At 70.6% G+C, this 10,379-nt stretch carries 11 protein-coding genes; 6 read left to right on the forward strand and 5 right to left on the reverse strand.

All coding sequences use genetic code 11. The features are described 5' to 3' along the window. Genes sufD through B0I31_RS37045 form a run of 6 tightly spaced genes read left to right on the forward strand, consistent with a single transcriptional unit; the run spans position 1 to position 4,457 of the window. Positions 1-1,176 (forward strand): Fe-S cluster assembly protein SufD, encoded by a 1,176-nt coding sequence (gene sufD / locus B0I31_RS37020; protein ID WP_245950712.1) that lies wholly within the window; start codon positions 1-3, stop codon positions 1,174-1,176. After that, a complete protein-coding gene (locus B0I31_RS37025) occupies positions 1,173-1,493 on the forward strand; it encodes a non-heme iron oxygenase ferredoxin subunit (protein ID WP_106620035.1) in 321 nt (106 codons plus the stop codon). Before sufD ends, B0I31_RS37025 begins: the two co-directional genes overlap by 4 nt. A gap of 34 nt (positions 1,494-1,527) precedes the next feature. Continuing rightward, entirely contained in the window at positions 1,528-2,301 is a 774-nt protein-coding gene (gene sufC, locus B0I31_RS37030; protein WP_106620036.1) for a Fe-S cluster assembly ATPase SufC, read from the forward strand. 46 nt (positions 2,302-2,347) lie between these two features. Beyond that, the gene (locus B0I31_RS37035) at positions 2,348-3,625 is read left to right on the forward strand and encodes a cysteine desulfurase (RefSeq protein WP_106620037.1); all 1,278 of its coding nucleotides are present in this window, start codon (positions 2,348-2,350) and stop codon (positions 3,623-3,625) included. Next, positions 3,625-4,068, forward strand: a complete 444-nt coding sequence (gene sufU / locus B0I31_RS37040) for a Fe-S cluster assembly sulfur transfer protein SufU (RefSeq protein ID WP_073894738.1) — start codon at positions 3,625-3,627, stop codon at positions 4,066-4,068. The genes B0I31_RS37035 and sufU overlap by 1 nt, the downstream gene beginning before the upstream one ends. After that, complete coding sequence (locus B0I31_RS37045; RefSeq protein WP_106620038.1) at positions 4,065-4,457, forward strand: metal-sulfur cluster assembly factor; 393 nt, start codon at positions 4,065-4,067, stop codon at positions 4,455-4,457. Before sufU ends, B0I31_RS37045 begins: the two co-directional genes overlap by 4 nt. Positions 4,458-4,603: 146 nt before the next feature. On the opposite strand, the gene B0I31_RS37050 is transcribed toward B0I31_RS37045, so the two are convergent. The 5 genes from B0I31_RS37050 to B0I31_RS37070 form a co-directional block, all read right to left on the reverse strand. Continuing rightward, the gene (locus tag B0I31_RS37050) at positions 4,604-5,017 is read right to left on the reverse strand and encodes a CBS domain-containing protein (protein WP_106620039.1); all 414 of its coding nucleotides are present in this window, start codon (positions 5,015-5,017) and stop codon (positions 4,604-4,606) included. Positions 5,018-5,082: 65 nt separating this feature from the next. Continuing rightward, positions 5,083-6,198 (reverse strand): carboxylate-amine ligase, encoded by a 1,116-nt coding sequence (locus B0I31_RS37055; protein ID WP_106620040.1) that lies wholly within the window; start codon positions 6,196-6,198, stop codon positions 5,083-5,085. An 82-nt stretch (positions 6,199-6,280) separates the two neighbouring features. Beyond that, a complete protein-coding gene (locus B0I31_RS37060) occupies positions 6,281-7,984 on the reverse strand; it encodes a GGDEF domain-containing protein (protein WP_106620041.1) in 1,704 nt (567 codons plus the stop codon). 40 nt (positions 7,985-8,024) lie between these two features. Continuing rightward, a complete protein-coding gene (locus B0I31_RS37065) occupies positions 8,025-9,098 on the reverse strand; it encodes a lycopene cyclase family protein (RefSeq protein WP_106620042.1) in 1,074 nt (357 codons plus the stop codon). Further along, entirely contained in the window at positions 9,099-10,067 is a 969-nt protein-coding gene (locus B0I31_RS37070) for an MASE1 domain-containing protein (protein ID WP_245950713.1), read from the reverse strand. Positions 10,068-10,379 lie beyond the last annotated feature (312 nt).

Genomic DNA, 10,379 nt, shown 5'->3' on the forward strand with positions numbered 1-10,379 from the left:
ATGGCCGTCACCACCGATCAAGAACAACACGGCCTGACGGCCCACTCGCACGGTGCTGGTGCCCCGGTCTCCTCGCGCGCGGACCACTTCACGTCGTTCGACGTGAACGCGTTCGAGGTGCCCGGCGGTCGCGAGGAGATCTGGCGCTTCACCCCCATGAAGCGCCTGGCGAACCTGCACAACGGCGCCGAGGCGACCGGCACGGCGAACGTCGAGGTCAACGCCGCCGGGGGTGTCACGGTCGAGACCGCGGCGCGCGGCGACGAGCGGCTGGGCGTCGCGGGCACCCCCGGTGACCGCGTCGCCGCCCAGGCCTGGTCGTCGTTCACGGAGGCCACCGTCGTCACCCTCCCCGGTGACGCGAAGTCCGAGCCGACCACCATCACGGTGACCGGACCTGGCGAGGGCAAGGTCGCCTACGGCCACCTGCACGTGCACGCCAAGCCGTTCGCCGAGGCCGTCGTCGTCATCGACCACCGCGGCTCCGGCGCCTACGCCGACAACATCGAGTTCGTCGTCGGCGACGGCGCGCACCTGACCGTGGTCGCCGTCCAGGACTGGGCCGACGACGCGGTGCACGTCTCGTCGCACCACGCCAAGCTCGGCCGTGACGCGTCGTTCAAGCACACCGTCATCACCCTCGGTGGCGACGTCGTCCGCCTCACGCCGGTGGTCACCTACACCGGCCGCGGCGGCGACGCCGAGCTGCTCGGCCTGTACTTCGCCGACGCGGGCCAGCACCTGGAGCACCGCACCTTCATCGACCACTCGGCGTCCAACTGCCGCAGCAACGTGGTCTACAAGGGCGCGTTGCAGGGCGAGGGCGCGCACACGGTGTGGATCGGCGACGTGCTGATCCGCGCCGCCGCCGAGGGCACCGAGACGTTCGAGCTCAACCGCAACCTGGTGCTCACCGACGGCGCGCGCGCCGACTCGGTGCCCAACCTGGAGATCGAGACCGGCGAGATCGAGGGCGCGGGCCACGCCAGCGCCACCGGCCGGTTCGACGACGAGCAGCTGTTCTACCTCCAGGCCCGCGGCATCCCGGAGGAGCAGGCGCGCAGGCTGGTCGTGCGCGGGTTCTTCCACGAGATCCTGCTCAAGATCGCCGTTCCGGAGGTGCGCGAGCGCCTGGAAGCCGCCATCGAGGCGGAACTGGAAGCGGTGGGCGCGTGATCAGGGTGTGCTCGCTGACCGACCTCGACGACCGCAAGCCGGCCGCGTTCGAGGTCGGCGACGAGTACACCCCGGTCCTGCTCGTCCGCGACGGCGACACCGTGCACGCGCTGCGCGACCTGTGCTCGCACGCCGAGGTCGCGCTCAGCGAGGGCGAGGTGACGCGCAAGGGCGTGGAGTGCTGGCTGCACGGGTCGTGCTTCGACCTGCGCACCGGCCGCCCGTCCTCGCCGCCCGCCACCGAGCCGGTCGACGTGTTCGCCGTCGAACTCCGCGGTGATGACGTCTACGTGGACGTCACCACCACCAAGAACTGACTTTCGCTCGCAACACCAGGAGAACGAACCACCAATGGCCACTCTGGAGATCAAGGACCTGCACGTCTCGGTCAACACCGACGAGGGCTCCAAGGAGATCCTCAAGGGCGTCGACCTGACGATCAAGGCAGGCGAGACCCACGCCATCATGGGCCCCAACGGCTCGGGCAAGTCCACCCTGTCCTACGCCATCGCCGGCCACCCCAAGTACGAGATCACCTCCGGCAGCGTGCTGCTGGACGGCGAGGACGTGCTGGAGATGACCGTCGACGAGCGCGCCCGCGCGGGCCTGTTCCTCGCCATGCAGTACCCGGTCGAGGTGCCCGGCGTGTCGATGTCGAACTTCCTGCGCACCGCCGCCACCGCCGTGCGCGGCGAGGCGCCGAAGCTGCGCCACTGGGTCAAGGAGGTCAAGGAGGCGATGTCCGAGCTGGACATCGACCCGACCTTCGCCGAGCGCTCGGTCAACGAGGGCTTCTCCGGCGGTGAGAAGAAGCGCCACGAGATCCTGCAGCTCGGGCTGCTCAAGCCGAAGGTCGCGATCCTCGACGAGACCGACTCCGGCCTGGACGTCGACGCGCTGCGCGTCGTGTCCGAGGGCGTGAACCGGTACAAGGCCTCCGGTGACGTCGGCGTCATGCTGATCACGCACTACACCCGGATCTTGAAGTACATCTCGCCCGACTTCGTGCACGTCTTCGCGAACGGCCGCATCGCCGAGTCCGGCGGCCCGGAGCTGGCCGACCAGCTCGAGGCCGAGGGTTACGTGAAGTACATCGGGAAGCAGGAAGCCGCCAGCATCGGCTGACGTTGTACCTGTCTGTGAACACGTATCGAGAGGAGGCGTCGGAGCAGTGACCACCACCGCCACTCCACTGGACGTCGCTACCGTCCGGGCGGACTTCCCGATCCTGGGCCGCACCGTGCGGGAGGGCAAGCGGCTGGTCTACCTCGACTCCGGCGCCACCTCGCAACGCCCGAGGCAGGTCCTCGACGCCGAGCGCGCCTTCCTGGAGACCGCCAACGCCGCGGTGCACCGCGGGGCGCACCAACTGGCCGAAGAGGCCACCGACGCCTACGAGGGCGCGCGGCAGAAGATCGCCGACTTCGTCGGTGTTCAGTACGGCGAGATCGTGTTCACCAAGAACGCGACCGAAGGCGTCAACCTCGTCGCGTACGCGATGGGCAACGCCGCCACCGCCGGCCCCGAAGCCGAGCGGTTCCGCATCGGTCCCGGTGACGAGATCGTCGTGACCGAGATGGAGCACCACGCGAACCTGGTGCCGTGGCAGCAGCTGGCCGCCCGCACGGGCGCCACGCTGCGCTGGTTCGGCGTCACCGACGAGGGCCGGCTGGACCTGTCGAACATCGACGAGCTGGTCACCGAGCGCACCAAGGTCGTCGCCTTCACCCACCAGTCCAACGTGCTGGGCACCGTCAACCCGGTGCGCGTGCTCGCGGACGCGGCCCGTGCGGTGGGCGCGCTGACCGTGCTGGACGCGTGTCAGTCCGTGCCGCACGCCCCGGTCGACTTCACGGCGCTGGGCGTGGACTTCGCCGTGTTCAGCGGCCACAAGATGCTCGGCCCGTCCGGCATCGGCGTCCTCTACGGCCGCCGTGAGCTGCTGGAGGCACTGCCGCCGTTCCTCACCGGCGGTTCGATGATCGAGATGGTCCAGATGGCGAAGTCGACCTTCGCCCCGCCGCCCGCGCGGTTCGAGGCGGGCGTGCCCATGACGTCGCAGGCGGTGGCGCTGGGTGCGGCGGTCGACTACCTCAACGCCATCGGCATGGACCGCATCGCCGCGCACGAGCACCAGCTCACCGAGGCGGCGCTGCGCGGCCTCGCCGAGATCCCGGGCGTGCGGGTCGTCGGCCCGCTGGACACCGTCGACCGCGGCGGCGCGGTGTCGTTCGTCATCGACGGCATCCACGCACACGACGCCGGCCAGGTGCTCGACAGCCTGGGCGTCGCGGTGCGCGTCGGCCACCACTGCGCGTGGCCCCTGCACCGGCGGATGGACGCCGCCGCCACCGTGCGGGCCAGCTTCTACCTGTACAACACGCTGGACGAGGTGACCGCCCTGGTCGACGCCGTCCGCGAGGCGCAGAAGTTCTTCGGGGTGGCGTGATGCAGTTGCAGCAGATGTACCAGGAGATCATCCTGGACCACTACAAGAACCCCCACGGCCGCGGCCTGCGCGACCCGTTCGACGCCGAGTCGCACCAGATCAACCCGACGTGCGGCGACGAGGTGACGCTGCGCGTCAAGCTCGACGGCGACACCGTGCGCGACGTGTCGTACGACGGCCAGGGCTGCTCCATCAGCCAGGCGTCCACCTCGGTGCTCACCGACCTGGTGGTCGGCAGGCCGCTGGACGAGGCGTTCGAGAAGATGGACGCGTTCGTGGAGCTGATGCAGGGCCGTGGCCAGGTCGAACCGGACGAGGACGTCCTGGAGGACGGCATCGCGTTCGCGGGCGTGGCGAAGTACCCGGCACGCGTGAAGTGCGCGTTGCTGGGCTGGATGGCTTTCAAGGACGCGGTGGCACGCAGCGAGGGAGCAAAGGCATGACCGCCGAACAGGACGTGGTGCGCGGTATCGAGGGCATGCCCGAACCGCCCGCGCCGAAGGCAGACGTGGCCGCGGTGGACGACGTCGAGGAGGCCATGCGCGACGTCGTCGACCCCGAACTGGGCATCAACGTCGTCGACCTGGGCCTGGTCTACGACATCCGCGTGGACGAGGAGAACGTCGCGCTCATCGACATGACCCTGACGTCCGCCGCCTGCCCGCTGACCGACGTCATCGAGGACCAGACGCGGTCGGCACTGGTCGGCGGTGGCGGCGGCGGAATCGTCAACGACTTCCGCATCAACTGGGTCTGGATGCCCCCGTGGGGCCCGGAGAAGATCACCGACGACGGCCGCGAACAACTGCGCGCCCTCGGCTTCACCGTCTAGAACGCACCCCCTGAGCACGCGCACGGCGCTGTGGTCGCTCGACCACAGCGCCGTTCTCGTCGGTGACCGGTGCCGCTAAGCCGCCTGCGGCCTCGATCGGCCCGTGTGGACGGACGACCAAGGCCGCGAGCGGGTAGCGGTCCGGGTCAAGGGGCGTAGACGCGTTCGACGAACTCCGCGAGTTGGGTCTCGTCCAAGTGGCGGGCCAGGTCGGCTTCGGACACCATGCCGACCAAGCGGTGGTCTTCCATCACCGGCAGGCGGCGGATCTGGTTGTCCTCCATCGTCCGCAGGACGTGCGACAGGTCGTCGTCCGCGTTGACCCAGTGCAGGTGGCCGGACATCTCGCCGGCCGTCATCGACGAGGGATCCCGGCCCTCGGCGACGCAGCGCAGCACGATGTCACGATCGGTGATGATCCCGTGCAGCCTGTCGTCATCGCCGCAGATCGGCAACGAGCCGACGCCCATGTCCCGCATCATCCGCGCCGCGTCGAGCAGGCTCTGGGTCTCCTTGATGCACTGGACACCGGCGTTCATGATCTCCCGTGCGGTGGTCATGCCGAACCTCCTTGTTCGCGTACCACCAAGGATGCGCCCGTCCGGCGCCACCGGCACCTCGACGCCTACGTCTGCGCCACCAGCATCGCCACGACGTCGACCGGTGAACCGCCTCGGCGGAACGCCCGCCGCTGCCGCACCGCACCCGTGCCGTCCAGCAGCAACCGGTCGATGCCGTCGACCACGAGGTCCTCGTCACCCGCCGCGCGGAGAGCCGGACGCGTCCAGTCCACGAGCGCGCGCACCATGTCCACCGCCGGCACCAGGCGACCGCTGACCGGTTCGATCCCGGCGCCGTCCAACCCGTCCCGCGCCGCCCGCCACAACGCCGTCCGCAGCGCCAGGTCCGGCACGCGCTGCGCGGGCACGCCGGCCAACGCCGTCGCGGCGATCGCCCGCACCAGGGCGGCCAGCACCACGGCCTCGTCCACGGTCGCCGCCACGTCGCACACCCGCAGCTCCACGGTCGGGTGGTGGGCCGACAGCCGCACGTCCCAGTAGATCATCGCCGGGTCCAGCGCCGCCCCGCCCGACCGCAGCACCCGCGTGGCCCGGCGGTAGTCCTCCGCCGACTCGAACCACGGCGGCGCGCCCGCCGAAGGCCACGGGCTCCACGACAGGTAACGCCAACTCGCGTACCCCGTGTCACGCCCGTCCGAGAACGGCGAGTTCGCGCTGATGGCCAACAACACCGGCAGCCACTGCCGCAGGTGGTTGGCGATCACCACCCCGGTGTCCTCGTCCGGGATGCCGATGTGCACGTGGCACCCGCAGATGGTGAGCCCGTCGACCAACGACCCGTACTCGGCGGCGATGGTGCGGTAGCGGTCGGAGTCGGTCAACGGCGGCGGCCGGACACCACCGAGCACCGGCGTCCCGGTCGCCACGATCCGCGCACCCCGGGCACTCGCCAACCCGGCCAACGCGCGCCGGGCCGCCAGCAGCTGCTCACGCACCTCCGCCATGCTGCGGCACACCCGCGTGGCGCTCTCCACCTGGTAGAGCGTCATCTCGGTCTGCAGGTCCAGCCCCGAACGCGCACCGCCCAGCACCTCGGCCGCCAGCGGCACGAGCTGTCCGGTGCCCGGGTCCACCAGGAGGAACTCCTCCTCGACCCCCACCGACAGCGGCGGCAGGTCCGAGACGGCTCGCGGCAGCGGTAGGGCGATGACCTCGCTCACCAGGGACCTCCCTGCGGTGGGTAGTCAGCCTGATGCTATGAGTAACCAATCGGGCCGCACATGCGGCTTTGCGGTGAACTTCCTAACTTACTGCCAGGTGCGGTCCGCCGCGCAGGACGTCGACGTGGTCGCTGGCCGGCCGCCCCAGCACCCAGCTGGTCCCGCGCAACGACTTCGCGTGCTCCTTCAACGGCGCCAGCAGCCGGGACACCTCCCGGTACGACGCCACCGACCCGGCCGCGCAGATCAACGTCGCCAACGACAACGTGACCCCGAGCCCTTCCGCCTCGAACGGCACGTCCAGCACACCCGCGGAGAACGGCACGATCTCGTTCAGCCCGGCCACCACCAGGAAGTCGTCCCCGCCGACGTGCCCCACCTGCACGCCCGGGTACGCCGCCGCACCCTCGGTCAACGCACGCCCTATGGCCCTGATCAGGTCGTCACCCGCCGCGAACCCCGCCGAGTCGTTGACCCGCTTGAACGCGTCCACGTCCAGCCACCCCACCGCGAACAGCTCGCCGCCCAGGATGCGCCGGTCCACCTCCCGCGCGATGGAGTCGCTGCCCGGCAGCCGGGTCAACGGGCTCAACGCCGCCGCCTGCTCCACCTTCATCTCGGCCACACCGCGCACCACGTCCGCGACCCGCACCACGCCCAGGCAGCGGTCGTCGTCGTCCACGACCACGAGGTCGTCGTTGGTGCGCTCACGGTTGGCGTGCGCGACGATGTCCAGCAGCTCCAACGCGCTCGACTCCGCCCCGATCACCTTCGGCCGGTCCGCCAGCCGCGCGGCCTCCCGCTTCGCGTGCAGGGCGTGCCCGAACGGCCCCGTCACCGCCAGCAGGAACCGGTTGCGGTCCACCGTCCAGCACGGCCTGCCCTCGTCGTCCACGAGCACCACGCCGCTGACCGTCGGCTGGTTCGCGAGCACGTCGCGCACCTCCTCGGACGTCGCCGAGTCGGGCAGCGTGGTCGCCGGGTGCAGGAAGTCGGTCACCTTCGGCCCGGACTTGCGCCGCAACGGCGCGGTCATCGTGCTGGTGACCGCCTCCGGGTCGTTGACCTCGCTCAACACCGCCGCGATCGTCGCGTCCACCTTGGGCCTGCGCTGAGGGCTCGCCAGCAGGTTGCCCTGCGCGAGCCGCACCCCGAGCCGGCGCAGGGCGGCCAGCTGCGCCTCGGTCTCCACACCCTCGGCCACGACCAGCGACCCGGTGTGCTCGCACAGGTGCTGCAACGCCTGGACCATCGCGTACCGGGCGGGGTCGGTGGGCAGCGCCACCACCACCTCGCGGTCCAGCTTGATGACGTCCGGCTGCACCTCGGCCAGCAGCGACAGCGGCGAGTCGCCCTCGCCAACGCCGTCCAGGCCGATCCGGAACCCGTCCTCGCGCAGCCGTTCGATGCCCTTGACCAGCAGCCGGCGCGGCGCGCGCGAGTACGGCGTGCCGACCTCGACGACCAGGTCCCCGGGGGTGCGCCCCACCTCGCGCAGCGCGCCGTACAGCGGGGCCATGAGCTCGGTTTTGTCCGCGATCGTCAACGCGAGGAGGTTGACGTGCAGCGGCACGCCCAGGCCGTGGTCGGCCGCGTGTCGGACCGCGCGGCACGCGAGGGCCACGTCGGTGTTGGCCAGGTACCCGGCGCGGAAGGCCATCCGCAGCAGGTCCTGAACGTTGCCGTCGTGCGGTCGGGCCAGCGCTTCAACCGCCACGACCCCTCCGGTGTGGAGGTTGAACAACGGCTGGAAGGCGAAGCGAACGTCATCCAGCAAGGCGGGCACGGCTCGATCGTGCCCGGTCGATCTTCTTTTGCCGAGACCGTTAACCAGGTGTTCTCACACTCTTGGTCGATTGCACAGGAAATACCAGCCGACCGCGCATGGCCCAGGACGCCGAACCGAACAGCCGGAGCATCGCGCGGACGGTTCCGCGCAGGTCATCGTGCCCGCCGAGGTAGTCGCGTTGGAGACTGTCGGACAATTGGAAAAAGCCGTTGAAGAATTCCGGAACCTCGTCGGGCCGCAGCGCCAGCAACGCCTCCAGACCTCTCGACCGCAACACGCGCACCGCCCGTTCCGCCGCCGAACGCCTCACCCCACGCCCGTTCATGATCGCGTCCGCCACCACCGGCGCCCGCCGCAACGCCGCCGCCACGCTGTACCCCGTCGCCGGGTGCACCCACCCCGCCGCCGCGCCGAACGCCCCGTCCCGCGGCCTCCCGTCCAACGGGATGCGCACCCGTTCCTCGGCCTCCGGCACCGCGATGCCGTGCACGGCCAGGCGCGCGTGCAACCGGAGCCGCAGCTCGCGCAACGGCAGACCCGGACGGCGGGCCAGCGACGTCTCCTCCAACAGCACCTCGTCCGCAGACACCGGGATCGCGTAGAGGAACGTCGGGTCGGACGTCGTCGCCGCCGGCGGCTTGCGCCAGTCCATGATCAGCGCCTCGTCCGCGCCGACGAACGGCCGCGCGCTCTCCGCAGGCACCACCACGCCGACCGCCGTCTGCGCCGCCCGACCACCCACGGCGCCGCTCGCGTCCACCACCCGCCCGGTCAACACCCGACCGTCCGCCAACGTCACCGACGTGGCCGTGCGGCCGACCACCCGACCCGCGGCCACCCGCACCTCGTCCGGCAGCCGCCACAACCGCTCGTTGTCCAACACCGCGTAGGCCCGCGTGATCACGTGCTCCGCCGTCGTCACCGCACGGGCTTTCGACGTGCTGAAGGCCACCGGCGCGTCGGCAGGCAACTCGTCCACCCACGCCGCGTAGGTGGCCCGCCACCGACGCCCCGGGTTGGGGTCGACCACCGCGGTGCCCAGACCCCTCGCCGCGCACGCCCGCGCCAACGCCCGTCCCGCCGGCCCGCCACCGACGACCACCACGTCCACTTAGCGCTTCTCCGGCGGCTCGGGCGGCAGCAGGTTGCCCAGCACCAGCGGCTGGTACTGCGCCACCACGTCCGCGAGTTGCGTCACTGTGCGCTCGATCGCCTCCCGCGCCGCGTTGCGCTCCGCGATCACCGCCGACAACAGCAGCGCCGTCAACACCGCCGTGCCGTTGAACGCCTGCAACGTCACCATCCGCACCACCAGGTCCAGATCGGCGAACGGGCCCGTGCTGCGTGCCGCTCCCCGTGCCGCCAACGTCGTCGCGATCAACGCGCACGGCGCCGTGCCCAAGTGCTGGAACCGCAGTGCCGCCCAGATCAGGAACGGGAACACCAGGTACATCAGCCGCAGGTCGCTCGTGCTCGCCACGGCCATGACCACCGCCGTGCTCACCGCCAACGCCACGGCCTCCACCCACCGGCGCAGCGGGTGGGCGCGCAGGCGCACCGAGCGGAACGCCAGGACGATCGGCACGAACACCAGCACGCCCAGCGCGTCACCGGTCCACCACACCATCCACGTCGACCAGAACAACGCGCCGTCGATGACACCGGTGACCAGCAACGTGCCTGAGCCGACCGTCGCGCTCACCGCCATGCCCACGAACCCGCCCAGCAGCACGAGCGCGAGCGCGTCACGCGTGCGGTCCATCTCCTGTCGGAAGCACACCCTCTTGAGCAACAGGTAGGCCACCACCGGACCGAGGGTGTTGCCCGCCGTGATGAGGAACGTCGTACCGACCTCGGCGAGCGTGAAGTTGACCGCGAACGCGCCCAGCGCGATGCCCGGCCACATCCCCAGCCCGCCCATCAGCAACGCCAGCACGGCGACGCCGGTCGGCGGCCACAACGGCGTCACCTGGTCGTTCACCAACGCTTGGAGGAGGCCGAGGCGAGCGCCCGCGTAGTAGCAAGCCGCGACCACGGCGACGTGAAGCGCGTACCGGCCGAGCCGAGGGGAGAGCTGCACGGGCACAGCATCCACCGTCCCAGGGGGACGCACCACGCCTAGCTGCGGAGATGGCGAAATCGACCCCCCGATTTGTCTCCGCGTGGGCCGCGGTGTAACTTTCTCTCTGCCAGCGCGGAACGGGCCGGAGAGAGACCGGAACGGAGCGCGGCGAACAAGCCCCGGGATCGAATCAGCAGCACAGTGTGCTGCCTCGGCTCCGGACGGTAGAACAAAGTGAATGCGAAGCGAGTTCAGCGCGGAGCCGAGAAGCCGAAACCGGCCGATTTGACACCGCGAAAACGAGCGAGCTAAGCTTCAACCAGAACGAAA

This window comes from Saccharothrix carnea (assembly GCF_003014735.1).
GTDB lineage: Bacteria > Actinomycetota > Actinomycetes > Mycobacteriales > Pseudonocardiaceae > Actinosynnema > Actinosynnema carneum.